The sequence below is a fragment of the Streptomyces sp. NPDC020742 genome, assembly GCF_040641675.1.
Lineage (GTDB): Bacteria > Actinomycetota > Actinomycetes > Streptomycetales > Streptomycetaceae > Streptomyces.
Genome location: NZ_JBFAEA010000012.1, coordinates 12,432 through 33,708 on the forward strand (window position 1 = coordinate 12,432; position 21,277 = coordinate 33,708).

Genomic DNA, 21,277 nt, shown 5'->3' on the forward strand with positions numbered 1-21,277 from the left:
CGCGGTATTCATCGCAATGTCAGATTTCCTGCCAAACAGGAGAACGCAATGCGCAAGTTCATAGGCCGTTCCGTGGTCACCGCGGCGCTCGCCGCCGCCACCATCGTCCCGCTCGCCGGTGTGGCTTCGGCCGCCACTGAGAAGCCGTCCACGCAGCAGTCGGCCAGCTACGACCGTCACGGGCGGGGCCACCACCGCCACGGTGGCTGCCACCACCACCGCTTCGACCGCTTCGACCGCTTCGACCGCTTTGACGGCTTCGGCCGTGGCTTCGGTCGCGGCTTCGGCTTCGGCCCCTTCGGGGGGTTCGGTGGCTTCGGCGGCTTCGGTGGCCTGTTCGGTCCGTTCTGACCGGCAGCAGCACAGGCGGGCCGCCGCAGCGCCTGCTGCGGCGGCCCGTCGCGCTCAGCCCGCTGCGCCGGCTCGCCGTTCGGCCTGCTTGCGCAGCTCCTTCTTGTCCGGCTTCCCGGCGTCGGTCAGCGGCAGCGCGTCGACGAAGGTGATGCAGGCCGGCTCGTACATCGCCCCCCGCTCAGCGCGCACCATCGCCCGCAGCTGGTCCGCGTCGACGGTGGCGTCCGGCACCCGGACCACCGCGGCGTGCACCTGCTCCATCCGGTCAGCGTCACGGACACCGAAGACCGCGCTCTGCAGTACCTGCGGGTGCGAGTTCAGCAGGTCCTCCAGCTCGGTGGTGTACACGTGGCCGCCGACCACGACGATCATGTCCTTGATCCGGTCGACGATGGTCAAGTAGCCCTCGTCGTCGAGGAATCCGACGTCCCCGGTGTGCAGCCAGCCGTCCCGCAGCACCTCCGCGGTGAGCTCCGGCTGCTTCCAGTAGCCCTGCATGATCATGGCGGAGCGGACACAGACCTCACCGTGCTCGCCCGGCGGCAGATCGCGACCCGCCTCGTCCCGGATCGCCACCTCGACGTCGGACAGCACCTTGCCCGCCGAGCGCAGCCGGTCGGGGCGGTCGAGGTCGTGGTCCTCCTGGGTGAGGACACTGATGCCGCCGGCCTCGTTCTGCCCGTAGCCCTGCAGCAGCACCGGCCCGAACGCCCGTACCGCATCGGCGATCCGCGCCGGGGAGGCCTGGCAGCCGCCGTAGGTCAGCATCCGGAGGCTGGAGGTGTCGGTGTGCTCTGCGTCCGGATGGTCCATCAGCTGGTAGAGCAGCGGCGGCAGCAGGAACATCTCGGTGATGCGCTCGCGGGCGATGGCGGCGAGCACGGTCGGCGGGTCGAAGTCGTCGAGCAGGACGACCGTGCCCCCCGACTGGAGCGTCCTGTCGGCCATCAGCCCCGCGGCGTGCGCCAGCGTGGTGCACACCAGCTGGCGGCGCTCGAACTCCGGCTGCTCCGGCAGGACTCCGTGGAACCAGCGCGTCTGCTCGAAGGTGGTGCAGATGCCCTTGGGGTGGCCTGTGGTGCCGCCGGTGTGGCGGATGGTGCAGACGTCATCGGGCCGGGCCAGGCCCGCGAACGGCGCGTCGGACTGGCCGGCCGCCAGCTCCAGCAGGTCCGTGCCCACCTTCGCCGAGCCGAGTACGAGGACGTCCGGCACCGGCGCCAACTCGACGACCTCGGCGGCCCGTTCGACGTACCGGGGGTCGACGATCAGGGCGCGGGTCTCCACATCGCGGACGATCCGGGCCTGTGAGTCGGCGGACAGCTTGTTGTAGAGGTGGTTGACCCGGGCGCCGATCAGGTTGGCGGCGTACCGGGCGGCGAGGGCCTCGGGGAGGTTGCCGCTCAGCAGGGTGACGGTGTCCGTGCGGGCGACGCCCCGGGCACGCAGTGCCCGCGCCATGCGGTGGACCAGGGCGCGGAATTCTCCTGCCGTGACCCGGCGTCCTTGGTGGACCAGGGCCTCGCGGTCCGGGTCAGCACTAAGTGCATCGAGATTCTCCTCCACGTAGGTGCGAAACGTCCGGTCGGTGAGGGACATGATGGCGGGCTTCCTCCTGACGCCGGCGGACGTGGTCATCGCCGCCGGGGTGCACTGAATTTAGTTGCTAGAGGCAACAAACCAAGGGTAACCGCTGGAGATCAACATCCCCAAGTCGGAGGGCGGAGTGCGGGGGTTGCGCCCCGGCCGCCCCGGCTGCGGCCCTGGTGGCAGGCGTGCCGCGGTCGGTGCCCCGTCCCGCGAGGCGGCCGGATTCATCGCCCCGAATATCGCCAACCAGGTCGCCGGTGAGCGAACGGCGGCGGATAATGCTCCCTCGCGCACGGAGCGCCCACGCCCTGCGGCTACCGCTCTCCCTGCAGGGCCGTCCCGTGTCGGGAGATGATGGAGGACAACACGGGTTACGGCGAGAATCAGCCGATGTACGGAGAGCGCCACGGCTGTCGGTCAGGGGTGACCGGCGGAAGGAGTGCCTGGATGGGTGCGACCGACGCGTTCCCCGAGGGCGCCGCCCCGGTCGGGGCCGCACCGGGGCAGCCCGGCGGCCTGCTCGACGTGCTCGGCGTGGCCGCCGTGATGCTGGACGCGGACGGCCGGATCGCCCTGTGGAGCCCGCAGGCCGAGGAGCTGTTCGGCTGGAGCGCGGCGGAGGCACTCGGCAAGCCCGCCGCGCAGCTGCTGGTCGGGCCCGATCACGTCGATCTGGTGCTGCGGCTGTTCTCGCAGGTCATGTCCGGCGGCGAGAGCTGGGCGGGGGTCTTCCCGGTCCGCCACAAGGACGGCACCACCCGGCTCGTGGAATTCCGCAACATGCGTCTGCTGGACGAGCGCGGTGAGTCCTACGCCCTTGGCATCGCCACCGACCAGGCCGTGCTGCGGCGGGTCGAACGGGACCTGGCGCTGTCCGTCCGGCTGGTGGCCCAGTCGCCGATCGGACTGGCCGTCCTGGACAGCAAGCTGCGCTACGTGATGGTCAACCCGGCGCTGGAGCGGATCAACGACCTACCCGCCGACCAGCACATCGGCCGCCACGTCCAAGAGGCGCTGTCCTTCCTGGACACCGACACCATCGTCGCCCGTATGCAGGAGGTCCTGGAGAGCGGCCGGCCGCTGCTCGACCAGTTCACCGTCGGCCGCACCGCCGCCGACCCGCACGCCGAACGGGCGTGGTCGGTGTCGTACTACCGGCTGGAGGACCCCAGTGGCCGAGTGCTGGGCCTGGCCACCTCCGTCGTGGACGTCACCGAGCAGCACCGGGCGGCCACCGAGGCGGCCCGCGCCCGCCGCCGGCTGGCCCTCATCGCCGATGCCTCCGCGAGCGTCGGCACCACCCTCGACGTGGACCAGACCGCCCATGAGCTGGCCGATGTGATCGTGCCCGAACTGGCCGATATGGCCGCGGTCGACGTCCTCGACAGCATCCTGCAGGGCGGGCGCCCCGGAGCCCTGTCCCGCGGCGGCCGCGCCCGATTCCGTGCGCTCGCGGTGTCCACGGCCTACACCACCGAGGCGATACGTGCCGCCGACCCCACCGGGCAGATCGCCTCCTACGAGGCTGACCGGCTGATCACCCGCTGTGTGACCGAGGCACGCCCGGTCCTGGTCTCCCAGGTGAGCGACGCCGACCGGTCGCACATCGCCGCGGACCCGCAGGGCGCCGCCCTCCTGGGGCGGGCCGGGCTGCACTCCTATCTGGCGGTGCCGCTGATCGCCCGCGGGGAGGTGCTCGGGGCGCTCTCGCTGTACCGCGTGCGCAACCCCGTGCCGTTCGACGAGGACGATGCGGTGCTCGCCGTCGAACTGGCCGCACGGGCGGCGGTCTGCATCGACAACGCCCGCTCGTACCAGAGCGAGCGCCGCACCGCGCTCACCCTCCAGCGCCACCTGATGAACCACCGGCCGCCGCAGCCCAAGGCCATGGAGATCGCCTACCGCTACCAGCCCGCTCAGGCGGCCAGCGAGGTCGGCGGCGACTGGTTCGACGCCATCTCCGTCGCCGGCGACAAGACCGCGCTGGTGGTCGGCGATGTGATGGGCAGCGGCATCAATGCCGCCGCCACCATGGGCCAGCTGCGCACCACCACCCGTGCGCTGGCCGACCTCGATCTCGACCCCGCCGAGGTGCTCCGCCACCTCGACCACATCGCGGGCGGCCTCGACCCGGCCTTCGCCACCTGCCTGTACGCGGTCTACGACCCGCACCGCAGCCTGTGCCGGATCGCCGTCGCCGGGCACCTGCCGCCGATCGTCGTCCGCCCCGACCGGCCGCCGGAGCTGCTCGACCTACCGACCGGCGCTCCGCTCGGCGTCGGCGGTGTCCCCTTCGAGCAGACCACCGTTCCGCTGCGCGAGGGCGACCAGCTGGTGCTCTACACGGACGGGCTGATCGAGACGCGTGAACAGGCCATCGACACTCGCCTGGAGACCCTGCTCGCCCTGCTCGTCGAGCCCGAGCGGGACCTGGAGGGGTTGTGCGACCGCCTGCTCGCCACCCTGCGCGACGAGCACGACCACGACGACGTCGCCCTGCTGATCGCCCGGGTCCACGCGCACGAGGAGTGACCGGGCACGCCTCCACACGGTCCGCTTCGGCCCGGGGAGGCACCGGATCTCCCGGCGCACCGGGGCGGATTCCGCACCCGCCTCGACTGCCGCGAAATCCGCTTAGTCGGCGCACGGAAGTCGTGGATATGCCCGCCATGGAGCCATGATGGCTGCGGATTTCGTTGTCTCACGCTGTCGACAAGGTCTTGACGCCGTTCGATGGCGGGGGTTGTATTCGGTCACCGAAGCGGCGCCCGCAGTTCACCGGGCCGTACCGCTGATGACGCACTTCCCCGGAAGCGCCCCTCCTGCCGCCCGCACCGATGGGACACGGATGACCGATATGCCTTCCACGTCTGTTGCCACCGCAGCTCCTGAGCGGGACACCCGTAGTAGTGCGGCGGAGGGGGATGCCGCCAAGGCTCCCCAGCTCACCCGGTCGATCGGTGTGGTCGGCGGAACCCTGCTCACGCTCTCCTGCCTGACCCCGGCGTCCTCGCTCTTTGTGATCGTGCCGGACTCGTTCGCCGGCCTGGGCACCGGCACCGCGCTCACCATCGCCATCGCGGGCCTGCTGTGCATCGGGGTGGCCTTCACCTACTCCGAGCTCGGCACGCTGATCCCGAGCTCCGGCGGCGAGTACGCCATGGTCGGCACCTTGATGGGCCGCCTCGCTGGCTGGCTGGTCTTCATCCTCTCGCTGATCGTCGTCATGATCGTGCCGCCCATCATCGCCCTGGGCACCGCCGACTATCTGGCGCCGGTCATCCATCTCGACCCGCAGTACACCGCCGCCGCGGTGATGCTGCTGGCCACCGCCATGGGCCTGCTCGACCTGCGGGCCAACGCCTGGATCACCGGCATCTTCCTCGTCCTGGAGGTGGTGGCCTGCGCCGTCGTCGCCTTCCTCGGCTTCAGTCACACCCAGCGCTCGGCGTCCGTGCTGATCCACCCCGTCGTCGACGCCGGGCATGGGCACACCACGGCCGTCACCGCCGGGCTGATCGTCACCGGACTGGCCACCGCGCTCTTCATCCTGCAGGGATTCTCCACCGCGGTGTACCTCGCCGAGGAGATGGACAACCCCCGCCGCAATGTGTCCCGCACGGTGCTGTGGACCCTCGCCATTGGTGCCGCGGTCGTGCTGATCCCGGTGGTGGCGATCACCCTCGGCGCGCCCGACCTGAAGACCCTCGGCGCCGGCGACATCGCCGGCATGGTGCAGCAGTGGAGCAACTCCGGCGTGGGCACCTTCGTGAGCCTGTGCATCGCCCTGGCGATCATCAACGCGGCGATCGTGATGGTGATCCAGAACTCCCGGGTGGTCTTCTCCTCGGCCCGTGACGCCGCCTGGCCGACCGCGGTCAACCGCGTCTTCTCGCACGTCGGACGGCGCTTCGGCTCCCCGTGGGCGGCCACCCTCGCAGTCGGTGTCCCCGGCGCGGCGCTGTGCTTCGTCAACCTCGACACCCTCAGCGAGGTCACCGGCGTCGCCGTCGCCGCGATGTACGCCTTCGTCGCCCTGGGCGCGCTGGTCTCCCGCCGGGGCGAGCACAAGCACAAGCTGGCCTGGCGGATGCCGCTGTGGCCGGCGGTCCCGGCGCTGCTGATCGTGGTGCTGGCTTGGGTGCTCTACCAGCAGAGCGTCCAGAGCCTGGTGATCACCGGGGGGATCGTCGTCGCCGCCGCGCTGTACTGGGCGGTCTACCTCCGCCCGCGGCAGGACACCCACTGGGTGATCTCGGTCCCCGAGGACGAGCAGGCCCCCGTCGAGCAGCCCGAGGCGGCCTCCGCGCCGGCGTAGCGCGCACCTCCGCGGACGGGCCCCGGGCGCAGCCGCCCGGGGCCCGGCGTCCGCCGCACAGCCTGAAGCCCGCCCGGGCACGTTCTCCGGGCGGGCTTCAGGCTGTGCAGCGGACGTACCGCGCGGGGACACGGGCGGCTGCGCCCGGCGGGCGGGGAGGCCCCGCGGGGCGGGTGAGCGCGGTGTACGTGGAGGTGTACGGGCCGGGGAGCGGCCCGTAGGCGGTCCGGGCCGGGGATCAGTGCTACGCGGGCCGGGAGAGCGCCATGGCGTCCAGCAGCAGGCACACGTGGTCGATGGCGTCGCGGCCGTCGGCGCCCTCGGCCGCGGGGGCGTCGTCCAGCAGCCCGGCAGTCATCCGCAGCAGCTGTAGCAGCCGCTCGGTGGCGCCGTCCGACGGTTCTGCGTGTGCCAGCGCGGACCGGAGCTGTTCGCCCGTGAGGGGCAGCCCGGTTTCGAGGAAGCGGAACAGCGCCACGGCGGTTCGCCGGTCGGCGTCGCTGGGCTTCCACAGTCCGCGCGCGTGGTGGTCGATGAGCGCGGCCGCCTCGGCACGGATCTCCTCTGGAACATGCATGCCCACGAACGTCTCATACCGTTCCGCCGGCGTACATGAAGGCGAGATCGGCAACCGGGCCACTCCCGCGCCGGCCCCCGGCGTCCGCTCAGCCGGGCTGACCAGGCAACTTACGCAGGGTCCCGGATCGCTCGACCGGCTTACCCCGGCCCGGCGGGAGTTCAAACCTGTGGGGAGAGTTACATGTGCGGTCCCGAGGACGGGCGCTGCGCCGCCCCCGCCGTACCGTCCCCGACCGGCGCTTATGTCCTGTTAGTCGAGGACGTTCGCATATGTGGGGTAGTAAAACCTGCCGGGGGGTCTTCCCGCCCTCTGGCGCGTGGCCCCGGATCACGGGACGATCCTCGAAAAGCTCGTGAAGCAGTCCGGTGCAGCACGGGTCACAGTGTGTGCTGCGCTCCGCAGCGCGCGCTCGCCCACCGTATGCGGGAGGTGTAGAAAGAGGACATGGCCGGACGCAACGGCCGCCCGCGTTCGGTTCTCAGGATGCGAACTGTCGCAGGTCAGGTCTTTCTCCTGCAGGTCGCGATCGTGGTGCTGCTCGTCGCCGCCGCCATGGTCGCGCTGGTGCTCCAGTCGCAGAGCGATTCGGAGCGCGAGGCCCGCAACCGGTCGGTGGCCGTCGCCCAGTCCTTCGCGAACGCGCCGGGCATGCAGGCGGCCCTGCGGAGTCCCAACCCGACCGCCGTACTGCAACCGCGGGCAGAGGCCGCCCGCAAGAGCTCCGGGGTCGACTTCATCGTCGTGATGAACACCCAGGGGATCCGCTACACCCACCCGATCGTGAACCGGATCGGCAAGAAGTTCGTCGGCACCCTGGCGCCGGCGCTGGCCGGCGGCGTCGTCACCGAGAAGATCGTCGGCACCATCGGGCCCCTGGTACAGGCCGTGGTGCCCGTGTTCGGCCACAACGGCAAGGTGATCGGCCTGGTCTCGGCCGGGATCACCATCAAGAAGGTCAGCGGCGTCGCCAACTCCCAGTTCCCGCTGCTCTTCGGCGCCGCGGCCGGCGTCCTCGCCCTCACCACCGGCGGTACGGCGCTGGTCAGCCGGCGTCTGCGGCGCCAGACCCACGGCCTGGGGCCGGCCGAGATGACCCGCATGTACGAGCACCACGACGCGGTGCTGCACGCGGTGCGCGAAGGCGTGATCATCGTCGGCGGCGGCGGCCGGGTGCTGCTCGCCAACGACGAGGCGCGCCGGCTGCTGGACCTGCCGCCCGATGTGGAGGGGAGCCGGATCACCGACCTCGGGCTCGACCCCGCCACCGCCCATCTGCTGGCCTCCGGTCGGACGGTCACCGACGAGGTCCATCCGGTCGGCGAGCGGCTGCTGGCCGTCAACCAGCGCTCCACCGACCAGGCCGGCGGACCGCCCGGCAGCGTCACCACCCTGCGCGACACCACCGAGCTGCGGGCGCTCACCGGCCGGGCCGACATCGCCCGCGGACGCCTCAAGCTGCTCTACGACGCCGGTACCGAGATCGGCACCACCCTCGATGTGGTGCGCACCTGCGAGGAGCTCACCGAGTTCGCCGCGGCCCGGTTCGCCGACATCGCCACCGTCGACCTGGCCGAGGACGTACTGACCGGTGAGGAGCCCACTGCGGGGGCGTCGGCGGACCTCAGGATGCGCCGCACCGCGGCCGCCGGCGTACCGCCGGACAGCGGCCTCTACCCCGTCGGCGAGCTGATCCGCTTTGACCCGGACGCCTCGGTCGGCTCCGGGCTCACCAGCGGCGAACCGCTGCTGGAGCCCAACCTGTCGGAGTTCCGCGGCTGGCATCTGCAGAGCCCGATGCGAGCCAGGAAGATCGTCGCCGGCGGCATCCACTCCATGATCGCTGTCCCGCTGCGAGCCCGCGGCGTCATCCTGGGCGTGGTCATCTTCTGGCGCTCCCAGGAACCCCAGCCGTTCGACGAGGAGGACCTCTCCCTCGCCGAGGAGTTGGTCGCCCGGGCCGCGGTGAGCATCGACAACGCCCGCCGCTACACCCGCGAGCACACCATGGCGATCACCCTCCAGCGCAGCCTGCTGCCGCGGGTGCTGCCGGAGCAGAACGCCGTCGAGGCGGCCTACCGCTATCTGCCCGCCCAGGTCGGACGCGGTGGCCTCGGCGGCGTCGGCGGCGACTGGTTCGACATCATCCCGCTGCCCGGCGCCCGGGTGGCGCTGGTCGTCGGGGACGTCGTCGGCCATGGGCTGCACGCCGCGGCCACCATGGGCCGGCTGCGCACCGCCGTCCACAACTTCGCCAACCTCGACCTGCCGCCCGACGAGATCCTCTGGCACCTCGACGAGCTCGTCACCCGCATCGACCAGGACGAGGGCGCCGGAGGGGCCGAGGCCACGGTCACCGGTGCCACCTGCCTGTACGCCATCTACGACCCGGCCACCGGGACCTGCACCATGGCGCGTGCCGGGCACGTCCAGCCGCTGGTGCTCCGGCCGGACGGCAGTGCGGAGACCGTCGAAGTGCCGGGCGGCCCACCGCTCGGGCTCGGCGGCCTGCCCTTCGAGACCTGGCAGTGCAAGCTGCCCGAGGACAGCCGGCTGGTCCTCTTCACCGACGGCCTGGTCGAGGACCGCGACCGGGACATCGACGAGGGCATGGCGCTGCTCAGCCGCACCCTCGCCGATCACCCCGAACGGGCCCCGGAGGAGATCTGCGAGGCGGCGCTGGGCGCCCTGCTGCCGGACCGGCCCAGCGACGACATCGCGCTGCTCGTCGCCCGCACCCGGGTGCTGGACACCGCGCACGTCGCGGACTGGGACGTGCCGCCAGACCCCTCGGCGGTGGCCGAGGTACGGGCCGCGGCGGTCCGCAAGCTGACGGAGTGGGGGCTGACGGACGAGGCGTTCACCGCCGAGCTGATCCTCAGTGAGCTGGTCACCAACTCCATCCGTTACGCCTCCGGCCCCATCCGGGTACGGCTGATCCGCGACGCCTCCCTGATCTGCGAGGTCTCCGACCGCAGCAGCACCTCCCCGCACCTGCGCCAGGCCGCCACCACCGACGAGGGCGGCCGGGGCCTGTTCCTGATCGCCCAGCTGGCCGAGCGGTGGGGGACCCGCTACATCTCCAGCGGCAAGGTGATCTGGACCGAGCAGGCGCTCGGCGACCACGACCTGCTCGCGGGGGAGGCTCCCAGCGAGGATGCTTGAGGTGACGGCACGGCTCGGATCAAAAGGAGGCCGTGATGGACTATCCGTTGCTCAATGTTTTCTGGACGATGTGCCTGGTCTTCCTCTGGGTGATGTGGCTGTTCCTACTGGTGCGGATCATCGGGGACATCTTCCGCAGCCGGGACCTCAACAACTGGGCCAAGACGGGCTGGCTCGCCCTGGTGATCCTGCTGCCCTTCCTCGGGGTCTTCGTCTATGTGCTCGCGCGCGGACGCAGCATGAGCGAACGCGAGGTCGCGCAGGTCGAGCAGCAGCAGAAGCAGATGCAGGCGTACATCCGGGAGACCGCCGGGAGCGGTGACACCGGCGCCCGGCACGCGGAGTCGCTGGCGAAGCTCGCCGAGCTGAAGGCGCACGGGGACATCACCGAGGAGGAGTTCCAGAAGGCGAAGGCCAAGGTGCTGGCCTGACCTCTGCCGGCCTGGCCGTCCGGGATGCGCCGGCCCTGACGTGGCCGGTGCGGGCTCCGTGGCGGCCGGCCGGCACCCCGTACCGGCGGCGTCCGGCGGGCGGAATTTGCCCGCCCATTACTCCGACTCGCGCAATTCACGCTGGATCAGGTTTTGAAGGAATGCGCGAAGGTGATCCCTGAAAAGGTCGATATACCCCTTTGATCCTCCTGAGGAGCACACATGCGCATCCGTGCCGCGATCGCCGCCAGTGCCCTGGCCACCACCATCGTCATGGGCGGTGCGAGCACCGCCCTGGCTCACGGCAAGGACCGCCACGGCCACCACCACAACCACCACCGCGGCCACGGCTACGGCCACTTCAGCTCGTGCCGGCTCACCGCGGGCGTCTTCGACCGTGTCGGTCCGGTCTTCAGCGAAGGCTGTGAGCGCGGCGGCATGGGCTGGGGCACCTACCGGTAATCCGGACAGCCACTCCGCCGGTGCCGGCCGGACGACCCCCTGTCGTCCGGCCGGCACCGGCACATCTGCGCCCGGGTGGGGGAGGGCTCGCCCTCCTGGCAGACCTCCTGGTGGGCCTCGCGGTCGGTCACCGTCCGGGCTTCCGTGCGCCCTCCCGTGCAGACTTCCGCGCGCCTTCCGTCCCGGCTGCTGGGTGCCCTGCCGTCCCGCTTGCCGCGCGGTCTTCCGTTCGGCGTCCCGCCCCGGTTCCCGCGGGTCCGGCCCGGGCGGTTCGGGCAGCGCCTGCAGCCCCCTGAGGAAGGCGGCCCGGTCCGCGGCCGGCAGCCGGGCGAGCAGCCGCTCCTCACCCTCCTGGATCGCGGCCTGCACGGTGTCCCGCAGTCGCCGGCCCTCGGTTGTGAGCGACAGTAGGCGCGCCCGGCGGTCGTTGGGGTCCGGCTGACGGTTGATCAGTCCTCGCTCCGCCAGGTCGTCGAGGACGGTGATGATGCGGGTCTTGTCCGCCCGGATGGCCTCGGCGAGTGCGGCCTGGGTCCGGATCGGGATCTCATCGAGGTGCAGCAGTACCGAGTACGCCCACATGGTCAGTCCGTGGGCCTCCAAGACCGGCTGCTCGGCGGCCATCAGTGGCCTGGACGCTGGCCGATCTGCTGGCCCATATGACGGCCCAGCACCACGGGTTCGCCGCAGCGGCGCTCGGCGACGGCGAGGAGCTGGCGCACTGGAGGGTCCACCCGCTCGGAAACGACCCCGTCGGGCGCTACACCGAGGCGGCCGATGCGGTCCTCGCCGCCTTCGCCACCGTGGACCGCCCCGACCGCCCGTTCGTCCTCCCCGAGTTCGGCACCACCCAGCCGTTCCCCGCCGACCGGGCGATCGGCCTCCACCTCATCGACTATGTGGTGCACAGCTGGGACGTGGCCCGCTCCCTCGGCCTCGGCTACGACCCCGGCCCCGACCACCTGCCCCTGCGCTCGGCCGTTGAGGAACTCACGTCCCGCACACCGCCGTTGAGGAACTCCAGGTCCCGTGCTCCGCCGTTGAGGAACTCCACATCCCTGCTCAGCCGTTGAGGAACTCCAGCAGGTCGGCGTGGAATTCGTCCTTGTACGGGGCGACCGCGAACAGGCCGTGCGGTGCGCCCGGATAGACCTTCAGCGTGGCGTCCTTCACCAGCTTCGCGGACTTCCGGCCGGCGGCGTCGATCGGCACGATCTGGTCGTCGTCGCCGTGGATGACCAGCGTGGGGACGTCGAACCGCTGGAGGTCCTCGGTGAAGTCGGTCTCGGAGAACGCCTTGATGCAGTCCAGCGCCCCCTTCAGCCCCACCTGCATGCTCCACAGCCAGAAGGCGTCACGTACGCCCTGGGAGACGGTGGATCCGGGCCGGTTGGCGCCGTAGAAGCTCTCGCTGAGGTCCCGGTAGAACTGCGACCGGTCGGTGGCGACGCCGGAGCGGATGTCGTCGAAGACATCGATCGGCAGACCCTCGGGGTTGGCGTCGGTCCGCAGCATCAGCGGCGGTACGGCCCCCAGGAGCAGGGCCTTGGCCACCCGGCCGGTGCCGTGCCGGCCGATGTAGCGGGTCACCTCGTCGCCGCCGGTGGAGTGCCCCACCACCGTCGCGTCCCGAAGGTCCAACGACTCCATCAGCTGGGCGAGGTCGTCCGCGTAGGTGTCCATGTCGTTGCCCTGCCAGGACTGGCCGGAGCGGCCGTGGCCACGGCGGTCATGGGCGATGGCGCGGAATCCGGCGGCGGCGACCAGGCGCATCTGGTCGTCCCAGGCGTCCGCGTTGAGCGGCCAGCCATGGCTGAAGACCACGGGCCGGCCGGAGCCTCAGTCCTTGTAGAAGATCTCCGTGCCGTCCTTGGTGGTGAAGGTGGCCATGGTGCGGTCCGGTCCTTTCGTCAGTGGTCCGAGGGCGCGGCGGTGCTCCGCCGTCGGCGGGCGCCGGCGACCAGCCCCGCGCCCGCGAGCAGGGTCAGCCCGGCGACCGTGCCCAGGCCCATGAACATCAGCGGCTTGGTCCCGGCCGTGGTCCGTGCGGGCCGCGCGGGCGGCTCCTCGGCGGCCGGGCCGGCGACGGCCGGTTCCGCCGCGGCGAACACCATCGCGAGCAGCGCCGCCGTGACGATCCACCAGCGGCGGAGCGAGCGCAGTGGGGTCGGAGGGGCAGACGTGGCCATGCGGATCTCACCATCTCTGTCGTGCGCACGGTCTGCGCTGTGGTGCGGGACGGGTGCGCCTCGTGTGCACGGCCTCCTCGATCGCTGTCGCGAGGCCCGTCGCTCGGTCGGTCGCGGTGCCGTCCCGGGGGCTGTCCCGAGCTGCCGCCCCGCACCCGGCCCCGCGGGAGCATCAAGTCCAACGGGCCGGCGGGGCGTCCTGCGCGGGGCGGCCGGATCGCACCGGCCGCCGGATCCCAGACTCCCGGGCCTCCGCCGAAGGGGCGTGCCGTACGCGGCAGCGGAGTGACCCGGGCCTGCCGAACGGGTGAGGGGCGCCCGAGCGCCGCATGCCCGCCGTCACCCCGGGGCCACCGTGGTCCGGGCGGTGGCCGGGATGCGCCCCCGGAGCCCCGGCACACCCACCGTGCACCCTGGACCGCACGGCGCGCACTCCCTAGCCTCACGCGGTGTGACCGTCATTCCTCCGGCTCCTGACATCCTGTCACCCGAGTTCGCCGCGGACCCCTACCCCGCCTACCGCGTCCTGCGCGAGCACTATCCGGTGCTGCACCACCGGGGCACCGACAGCTACCTGCTCTCACGGTACGAGGACGTGGCACGGGCCTTCCGCGACCCGGTGTTCAGCACCGACAACTACGCCTGGCAGATCGAACCGGCCCACGGCGGCCGTACCCTGCCGCAGATGAGCGGCCACGAACACGCGGTACGCCGCGCCCTGGTGGCCCCGGCGTTCCGCGGCCGGGAGCTGCGCGAGGTCTTCCTGCCGGTCATCGAGCGCAACGCGGGCGAGCTGATCGACGCCGTCCGGGACGCCGGGGAGACCGATCTGGTGGCACGGTTCGCGACCCGCCTCCCGATCAACGTGATCGTCGACATGCTCGGGCTGGACCGGAACGACCACGACCGTTTCCACGGCTGGTACGTGGCGGTCGTCGCCTTCCTGGCCAACCTCGCCCAGGACCCCGCGGTCGCCGAGGCCGGCCGGCGCGCGGGCCGGGAGCTCGCCGCCTATCTGCGGCCCGTCCTCCGGCAGCGGCGCGCGGAACCGGGCGGCGATCTGCTCTCCCGGCTGTGCACCGCGGAGATCGACGGCGTCCGGATGAACGACCAGGACATCACCGCGTTCGTCAGCCTGCTGCTGGCCGCGGGCGGTGAGACCACCGACAAGGCCATCGCCCTGCTCTTCCGGCACCTGCTGGCGCACCCCGACCAGCTCGCCGCGGTGCGCGCCGACCGGTCGCTGGTCCCGGTCGCCCTCGCCGAGACGCTGCGCTGCACCCCGCCGATCCAGATGATCATGCGTCAGGCCGGGGCGGACGTCGTCCTCAGCGGTGGCACCGTGCCGGCGGGCGCCACTGTCACCTGTCTGATCGGAGCGGCCAACCGCGACCCCGGCCGGTACGCACGGCCCGACACCTTCGACATCTTCCGCACCGACCTCAACCCGGCGGGCGCCTTCACCGCGGCCGCCAACCACCTCGCCTTCGGCCTCGGCCGGCACTTCTGCGTCGGCGCCCTCCTGGCCAAGGCCGAGGTGGAGATCGGCGTCAACCAGCTCCTGGACGCCTTCCCCACCATGGACTTCGCCGACGGCACGCCACCTGCCGACGCGGGCACCTTTACCCGGGGACCGCGGCAGCTGCGGGTACGGCTGGGGCACGGCGAGGGGACGCGGCCGGCGACGGACAGTACGGGGGCGACGGGCGCGGCTGGTGCGACAACGGTCCGGGCCGCGGGGAGCGACGGGACCGACTGAACGCCCCTTCCTGGTGTGCCCGTGTCAGGGCCTGCGCGCCACGCCTCCCACGCCACCGCTCGGGGTCCCCTATCCCCATGACGGCACGTCACCGCGCGGGGACGTCCAGTCCCACGAGATGGCCCACGAACTCCAGGTCGCCGTGGTCGGCCGTCCACCGGGCGGCCGCGGACAGCGGGGTGAAGGTGCTGCTGCCCGGTACCGGATGGCGGGGCCCGCTCTTCGCCCCGGGCAGTGGTGCGTACCGGCAGTGCACCGCGCTGAGGGCCGTCACCGTGCCGGACGTGGGCGACGTCTTCTCCGGGGCGCCGCCGTGGTGCTCCTCCGCGGCATCCACTCCGGCGGCGGCCGCGGAACCGAGCACCGCCGCCAGCCACTCCCCGTTCGCCTCGACCAGCGTCCACGACACCCGGGACCCGACCCGGAACGGATCGCCGCAGCACTCCATCTGCCAACTGTCCATCCATACCGTGAGGTTCATGGCTCCGAGTCTGCCCCAGGCGCTCCCCGGGCCGCTCACCGCACCCACGGACGCCGTCGCTGCCACAGCCTCCTGCCGGCGCGCGCCCCGTGTGCACCGGGCGGGACGAGGAAGGGCGCCCTCCCACGGAGGCGAGGTGAGGGCGCCCGCTCTGCCACTGTCCCCCGTAGCGCCGTTCGTCCCCAAGAAAGCGGCCGCCAGCGGCAGAGACGTCCCCATCGTGCGCCGGCCCGGGCCGGGTCACGATCCCCCGATGGGGGGACGCACCGGGGGAAAAGCGGTCCGGTTCCCGAACGCCGCCCACCGGACACGGAGCGTGCCTTGCCCGGTCCCCGCCCACCAGGCCGGGGCGCCCGCCGACGCGCAGGCCGGGACCGGTTGCAGGATGCTGGAGAGGTGAACGATTGCTCCCCGACCGCCGGTGCGCCGAGCGGGAAGGCGGGATGACGATGTCCGGCATGGGGGCGCGGATCCGCGTCGTCGTGGCCGACGACCACCCGGTGTACCGGGAGGGCATCGCCCGCGGTCTGACCCTGAGCGGGCAGATCGAGGTGGTCGGCGAGGCCGCCGACGGGCGCGAGGCACTGGAGCTGATCCGTACCGAGAAGCCGCAGGTGGCGGTGGTCGACTACCGGATGCCGCAGCTCGACGGACTGGCGCTGCTGCACGCCGTGGTGCGCGACGGGCTGCCCACCCGGGTGATGGTCCTGTCGGCCATCGACGACAGCGCCGTGGTCTTCCGGGCCGTCCAGGAGGGGGCGGCCGGCTATCTGCCCAAGGACGCGCGCCGCGCCGAGATCGTCACCGCCGTCCTGAAGGCGGCCAAGGGCATGACGGTCATTCCGGAGGAACTCGCGGCCGGCCTCGCGGGCGAGATCCGCCTCCGTGCCGACCGTGACCAGCCGGTGCTCTCCGAGCGGGAGCGCCAGGTGCTCCAGGCCTTCGCGCGCGGCCTGAGCATCCCGGAGACGGCCGCGGAGCTCACGCTGGGTGCCAGCACCGTCAAGACGCACGCCCAGCGGCTGTACGAAAAGCTCCAGGTCTCCGACCGCGCAGCCGCGGTGGCGGAGGCGATGCGGCGCGGCCTGCTCGAATGACGCCCGTGCCCAGGAACGCGTACGTCCCCGTGCTCAGGAACGCGTACGTCACGGGTGCAGACGTACGGCATGGTGCCGTGCCGGGGCTGACCGTCGTGGGCGGTGACGTGGTGGGCGGGGACGACCCGGCTCGACCCGGCCCGGCTCGTCACCGGGTGCCGGACGCCGCCGCGGCGGGGGCCAGGGGGACGAACACCCTGATGGACGTGCCTCGTGGTACCGGCAGCAGGGTGAAGGAACCGTGCGCCGCCTCCACCCGTACGCGCTGTGACGCCAGGCCGATGTGGCCCTCGGCGAGGCGGTCGGGGATACGGGCGGGATCGAACCCCTTGCCGTCGTCCGTGACGGTCAGGGACACCCCGCCGTCGGACGCCGCCAGTTCCACGCACAGCCGGCTGGCCCGCGCATGCTTGACCACGTTGGTGATGAGTTCGCGGGCGACGCTGAACAGCAGCGTGTCGTACGGGGTGGTCATCGGGTGCAGACGGCACTCCGCGGTGAGCCGGGCCCGCGCCTCGGCGGCCCTCGCGAGCGACTCGATGGCGGCGGCCAGCCCCGCTGCCTCCAGGACGGCGGGGTGCAGTTCGTAGGTGGTGTGCCGCAATTCGCGCACGACGTGGGTGAGCGTGTCCTCCGCGTGCCGGAACGCGTCCCGTGCGCCCGAGTCCGCGTACTCCTCGAGGTCCTGCCGGGCCGCGTAGACCGATTGCAAGGGGCCGTCGTGGAGCGCCTCGGCCAGGTGCCGGCGCTGCCGCTCCTCCGCGCTCATGGTCTCCGCGAGCAGCGCGGACCGGTCGTTGATCAGCCTGCCGATGCGCGCCGCACGGTCGTTCTGCACATAGGTGAGGGCGAAGACGGCCGCACAGACGAGGAAGTGCGCACACAGCAGGACGACGAACCGGCCGGGGCTCACCTGGGAGGTCAGGACCGGGTCGCTCTCCGCGGCGATGGCGAAGGCCGCGAAGTTGACCGCGACGGTGATCGCGGTGGTCGCCTTCCTGATGTTGAAGGCGCAGAAGAGCGGCATGAAGAACAGGACCAGGAGCAGCAGATAGGCCCCGTCCGACATTTCGAGCATGGCGAAGACCGCGAGGATGTCCACCAGGCCCTGGATCACCGACACCGCGCCCAGCATCCTTATCGGCGGCCGTACCGTCCACCAGGTGAGGGCGCCCGCGGAGAGTACGGCATAGACCAGCACGATCGTCATCAGCCGCGCCCTGCTCGCCTCGGGCACGTCGACCAGGGTGATCATTGCCAGGAGCAGTGCGATGGCCAGCCGGATCACGTTCCGCAATCGCTGTACCCGGATTCCGTACACGATGAAGACGTGCTCGACGGGGGGCGACTCGGCGAAAGGAGGGGTGGCGGCCCTTGGTTGAGGAGCGCTCATAGCGGTCAGCTCACACGACGTCCTGGATCAGGAAGCAGGCCCCCTCAGGATAGGACAATGCCGTCAGGGCCGCCGGTGCTGCCGGACGGCCGGGCCGCTCGGCGGGGTGCGGGCCGGGGCGGTGCTGGAAGCAACTGGCCTGCCGGACGGACGACTTGTCGGGCGGTGCCGGCCGAACTCGGCTCAGTCCACGCCCTGCGGCGGGCGGCGCAGGACGTACAGCCCGACCGCGATGGCCACGGCGATGACGCAGGCGGAGAAGGTGAGGCCGGCCCCGCGCAGGCCCAGCACCTCGGTGAGCGCCCCGACGCCGACGACCGGCAGGGAGATGCCGAAGTAGGCGACGAGGAAGAACGCGGAGATGGTGCCGCCGCGGTGCGCCGGCGGCGCGGCGTGGCCGACCGCGGTCAGCCCGGCGCGGAAGGCCAGGCCCTGGCCGATGCCGCCGCAGACCGCGCCGGCGACCAGGACGGGCAGGGCGGTCACGGCGAGCGAGGCGGCCACCAGGGCGAGCCCGATCACCAGCACCAGACACCCGGCGGGCAGCGCCCACCGCACGCCGATCCGCCCGGACAGCGCCTGCCCGACGGTCGAGCCGAGGAACACGGTGAACACGATCGCGCCGGCGACGGCCAGGTTGTGCACGCCCAGTGTCTGCCCGACGAAGCTCGGCGCGACCGCGGTGAACAGGCCCAGCAGTGCGAATCCGGCGAAGGCGGCGATCGCCGAGGGGGTGAAGACGCCCCGTACCTCGGGCGGGACATGGAGCCGCTGGGGGCGCAGGCCGCGCGTACGGTGCGCGGGCGCGACGGTCTCCGGGAGGAGCCAGGTCGCCACGGCGGCAAGCGCCAGGAGGCCGAGGTGCACCACGAACGGCAGGGCCAGTGGCCAGGGCGCGTACTGGGCCAGCAGCCCGGACAGCAACGGGCCGCAGCCGAGGCCGCCCATGTTCGCGGCGGTCGCGGCGAACCCGGCGCGCGCCTCCTGTCCCGGCTTGGCGAGTTCCAGGACGGCCGCGGTGGCGGCGCCGCTGAACAGTCCGGCGGCGAACCCGGACAGCACCCGTCCCAGCAGCAGCATCGGCAGGCCGCCCTCGAAGAGGAAGCACAGCGCGCTCGCCGCGGAGAGCGCCAGCGCCCAGAACAGCACCGGCCGCCGGCCCACCGCATCGGAGACATTGCCGGCCAGCAGCAGCACGGTGATCACGCCGAGGGCGTACACCGCGAAGACCACCGTCACCATCAGTTCGGAGAATCCGAGCTGGGCGCGGTAGAGCCCGTAGAGCGGTGTGGGCAGCGTCGTCCCGGCCATACCGATGGCGAACACGCCCGCCGCGACGGGGTAGCCGGGGCGCCAGGTGCCTTCGCGCGGATCCGGACGTCCGGCCTGGCGATCGGTGATCATGCGCTCCAACGTAGGTGCGCCCGGCCGCGTGGTCGAGGGTCGCCGCGGATCTGCACCCGGACGGCACGGTGCCCCCGCCCGGAGGGCAGGGGCACCGCGCGGAACGGGACCGGTGTCAGTGCCCGGCCGACGGGGCGTTGGCCGCCGTCACATTCACCGCGGCCCAGGCCTTGTTCACCGTCTTGTACTCGGTGCTCCCGGCGCCGTACAGGTCCTTCGCCGCGTGCAGCGTCGCGGTACGGGCGTCGTGGAAGTCGGTCGTGGAGACCATGTACCGGGTGAGCGCCCGGTAGAAGATCGCCGTCGCCTTCTTCCGGCCGATGCCGGTGACGGAGGAGCCGTCGTAGGTCGGCGAGTCGTAGGCGACGCCACCGATCGTCTTCTTGCCGCTGCCCTCGGCGAGCAGGTAGAAGGCGTGCGAGGAGACGCCGGAGCCGGCGTGCACCTCGGTGTCGAAGGACTCCTTCGACCAGTAGTCGACGGTGCCCTCCAGCTTGTCGAGGGACGGCTTGTCCAGGCGGCGCAGGAACTTCTGCGCCAGGCCCAGCTTCTCGCCCATCAGGTAGTTCGGCGGGTTCTTCGGGTTGTTGGTGGAGAACTCCACCGCGCTGCCGAAGATGTCCGCCAGCGACTCGTTCAGGGAGCCGGGCTCGCCGAACTGGTTGCCCTCCGCGTCGACGCGGGTGGGCTGGAGGTTGGCGGTCGCATCCACCACACCGTGGCTCAGCTCGTGGCCGGTGACGTCCAGGACGACCAGCGGCTTGGCGAAGGTCTCGCCGTCACCGTCGCCGTAGAGCATGCAGCCGCACTCCGAGGACCAGAAGGCGTTGCCGACCTTCTTGCCGAAGTGCACCAGGGCGTGTGCCCCGCGGCCGTCGTTCTTGATGCCCTTGCGGCCGAAGGTCTTCTTGTAGAAGTCCAGCGTGCTGGTGATGCCGTACTGGGCGTCCACGGCGGCGGTGGCCCGGTCACGGGTGGTGCCGTTGCCCCAGCGGTTGGTGGCGCTGGTGAACGCCTTGCCGTCGGAGAACTTCTCCAGCTCCTTGCCGCCGGCGTCCCGGGTCTCGGTGTTGCCGCGGGTGGGGTCCTTCAGGACGAAGGACTTGGTGCCGGTCCGGGTGGTGGACAGCGGCACCGTGCCGACGAAGAAGGACGCGCCGGTGCCGTTGGCCGCGGTCGGGAAGCCGGCGGTCGGCGCGGCCTCGGCGGTGACGGGCGCGGCGGGGGTGGCCTGCCCGGCGACCGGGTTGAGGTGTTCACCCCGCTTGCGCAGCTTGTCCAGCAGGGCCGGTGACAGGAAGGAGTCGTTGGCCGGCGCGTTGCTGAGCACCTTGCCCGAGCTCGCGTCGAGGACGACGGTACGGGTGCCGCCGGCCTCGTCGAAGCGGGTGTCGGCGACCCGCACCTGGTAGGCCAGGGCGGTCCGGTCGTCGCGCGCGTCCACGACCAGCTCGGGCTCGCCGGCCTGGCCCTTCGCCGCGGCGGCGGCTCGGGAACGGGCCTGCCCGGCCGACAACTTGGGGTCGGCAGAGGCCAGCTGGACCTGGTGGCGGTAGGCGCGGGTCACGCCCTCGTACGCCGAGTCGGCGGTGAGGTGGACGACGAGGTCGCCGCCGAGCACCGGCAGACCGCGGTGCGTACGGACGAAGCGGACGTGCTGCCGGCCGTCCGGGTCGACCATGGTGTCGACGGCCTTGAGGGTGTCCTTCTTGCCGACGCCGGTGGCCGAGGAGTGCGCCAGCGCGGCGGCGCGGGCGGTGTCGACGACCTTGGCGGCGGAGGGAGTTGCGGCGGGGGCGGCGGCCGGAGCGGCCGGGGCGGCGGAGGCGACGGAGGCCACTCCGGCCGTGAGGGTTGCGGCGGTGGTCACCGCGACGGCCATCGCCAGGCGATGGCTGCGTATGTGGGGTCTACGCACGTAAGAGGGTCCTTAGCGCTGCGGGGGCGGCCGGCTGCCCAACCGCCCGTACACGCGGTGCCGTTAGGCACCACGGGGGCCGGGTGGCCCCGCGCAAACCCTGGCGGGCCTGGCATGAGCATGTAAAGCGAAATGATCG

At 72.0% G+C, this 21,277-nt stretch carries 16 protein-coding genes and 2 pseudogenes; 9 read left to right on the plus strand and 9 right to left on the minus strand.

From position 1 onward, the window contains the following. The first annotated feature begins 48 nt into the window (after positions 1-48). Positions 49-351, plus strand: a complete 303-nt coding sequence (locus AB0G84_RS20940) for a hypothetical protein (protein WP_361322600.1) — start codon at positions 49-51, stop codon at positions 349-351. Between the two features lie 54 nt (positions 352-405). On the opposite strand, the gene AB0G84_RS20945 is transcribed toward AB0G84_RS20940, so the two are convergent. Next, complete coding sequence (locus AB0G84_RS20945) at positions 406-1,953, minus strand: AMP-binding protein (RefSeq protein WP_361322603.1); 1,548 nt, start codon at positions 1,951-1,953, stop codon at positions 406-408. 438 nt (positions 1,954-2,391) lie between these two features. On the opposite strand from AB0G84_RS20945, the gene AB0G84_RS20950 reads away from it, so the two are divergent. Both AB0G84_RS20950 and AB0G84_RS20955 read left to right on the plus strand, forming a co-directional pair. Continuing rightward, entirely contained in the window at positions 2,392-4,476 is a 2,085-nt protein-coding gene (locus tag AB0G84_RS20950) for a SpoIIE family protein phosphatase (RefSeq protein ID WP_361322606.1), read from the plus strand. A gap of 316 nt (positions 4,477-4,792) precedes the next feature. Continuing rightward, on the plus strand, positions 4,793-6,262 hold the full coding sequence (locus AB0G84_RS20955; RefSeq protein WP_361322609.1) for an APC family permease: 1,470 nt from the start codon (positions 4,793-4,795) through the stop codon (positions 6,260-6,262). 244 nt (positions 6,263-6,506) lie between these two features. Here the strand turns inward: AB0G84_RS20955 and AB0G84_RS20960 are convergent, their stop codons facing one another. Further along, on the minus strand, positions 6,507-6,839 hold the full coding sequence (locus AB0G84_RS20960) for a hypothetical protein (protein WP_361322612.1): 333 nt from the start codon (positions 6,837-6,839) through the stop codon (positions 6,507-6,509). 447 nt (positions 6,840-7,286) lie between these two features. Here AB0G84_RS20960 and AB0G84_RS20965 point away from each other — a divergent pair, with 447 nt between their 5' ends. The 3 genes from AB0G84_RS20965 (at position 7,287) to AB0G84_RS20975 (ending at position 10,897) form a co-directional block, all read left to right on the plus strand. Further along, the gene (locus tag AB0G84_RS20965; protein ID WP_361322614.1) at positions 7,287-10,004 is read left to right on the plus strand and encodes a SpoIIE family protein phosphatase; all 2,718 of its coding nucleotides are present in this window, start codon (positions 7,287-7,289) and stop codon (positions 10,002-10,004) included. A 35-nt stretch (positions 10,005-10,039) separates the two neighbouring features. After that, on the plus strand, positions 10,040-10,435 hold the full coding sequence (locus AB0G84_RS20970; protein ID WP_361322617.1) for an SHOCT domain-containing protein: 396 nt from the start codon (positions 10,040-10,042) through the stop codon (positions 10,433-10,435). A gap of 222 nt (positions 10,436-10,657) precedes the next feature. Beyond that, the gene (locus tag AB0G84_RS20975; RefSeq protein WP_361322620.1) at positions 10,658-10,897 is read left to right on the plus strand and encodes a hypothetical protein; all 240 of its coding nucleotides are present in this window, start codon (positions 10,658-10,660) and stop codon (positions 10,895-10,897) included. A gap of 399 nt (positions 10,898-11,296) precedes the next feature. Here AB0G84_RS20975 and AB0G84_RS20980 read toward each other — a convergent pair. Next, positions 11,297-11,521: pseudogene (locus tag AB0G84_RS20980) on the minus strand (MarR family transcriptional regulator); the annotation flags it as partial. Positions 11,522-11,523: 2 nt separating this feature from the next. Between AB0G84_RS20980 and AB0G84_RS20985 the strand changes: the two are divergent. Further along, the gene (locus AB0G84_RS20985; protein WP_361322622.1) at positions 11,524-11,970 is read left to right on the plus strand and encodes a TIGR03086 family metal-binding protein; all 447 of its coding nucleotides are present in this window, start codon (positions 11,524-11,526) and stop codon (positions 11,968-11,970) included. On the opposite strand, the pseudogene AB0G84_RS20990 reads toward AB0G84_RS20985, so the two are convergent. Together AB0G84_RS20990 and AB0G84_RS20995 are read right to left on the minus strand one after the other, a co-directional pair. Continuing rightward, a pseudogene (locus AB0G84_RS20990) lies at positions 11,960-12,787 on the minus strand (alpha/beta hydrolase). The gene AB0G84_RS20985 and the pseudogene AB0G84_RS20990 sit on opposite strands and share 11 nt — an antisense overlap. Before the next feature lie 20 nt (positions 12,788-12,807). Then, entirely contained in the window at positions 12,808-13,086 is a 279-nt protein-coding gene (locus AB0G84_RS20995; RefSeq protein WP_361322625.1) for a hypothetical protein, read from the minus strand. Between the two features lie 451 nt (positions 13,087-13,537). Between AB0G84_RS20995 and AB0G84_RS21000 the strand changes: the two genes are divergently transcribed. Continuing rightward, positions 13,538-14,845: a cytochrome P450 gene (locus AB0G84_RS21000; protein WP_361322628.1), complete on the plus strand. Its 1,308-nt coding sequence runs from the start codon at positions 13,538-13,540 to the stop codon at positions 14,843-14,845. Between the two features lie 88 nt (positions 14,846-14,933). On the opposite strand, the gene AB0G84_RS21005 is transcribed toward AB0G84_RS21000, so the two are convergent. Further along, on the minus strand, positions 14,934-15,326 hold the full coding sequence (locus AB0G84_RS21005; RefSeq protein WP_361322631.1) for a DUF6578 domain-containing protein: 393 nt from the start codon (positions 15,324-15,326) through the stop codon (positions 14,934-14,936). A 443-nt stretch (positions 15,327-15,769) separates the two neighbouring features. Between AB0G84_RS21005 and AB0G84_RS21010 the strand changes: the two genes are divergently transcribed. Continuing rightward, the gene (locus AB0G84_RS21010; protein ID WP_361322634.1) at positions 15,770-16,423 is read left to right on the plus strand and encodes a response regulator transcription factor; all 654 of its coding nucleotides are present in this window, start codon (positions 15,770-15,772) and stop codon (positions 16,421-16,423) included. 148 nt (positions 16,424-16,571) lie between these two features. Here the strand turns inward: AB0G84_RS21010 and AB0G84_RS21015 are convergent, their stop codons facing one another. The 3 genes from AB0G84_RS21015 to AB0G84_RS21025 all read right to left on the minus strand — a co-directional run bounded on the left by AB0G84_RS21015 (position 16,572) and on the right by AB0G84_RS21025 (position 21,138). Continuing rightward, entirely contained in the window at positions 16,572-17,816 is a 1,245-nt protein-coding gene (locus AB0G84_RS21015; protein ID WP_361322637.1) for an ATP-binding protein, read from the minus strand. A gap of 183 nt (positions 17,817-17,999) precedes the next feature. Continuing rightward, on the minus strand, positions 18,000-19,220 hold the full coding sequence (locus AB0G84_RS21020) for an MFS transporter (RefSeq protein ID WP_361322640.1): 1,221 nt from the start codon (positions 19,218-19,220) through the stop codon (positions 18,000-18,002). A gap of 115 nt (positions 19,221-19,335) precedes the next feature. Then, positions 19,336-21,138, minus strand: coding sequence for a M4 family metallopeptidase (locus AB0G84_RS21025; RefSeq protein WP_361322643.1), 1,803 nt, complete (start codon positions 21,136-21,138; stop codon positions 19,336-19,338). Positions 21,139-21,277 lie beyond the last annotated feature (139 nt).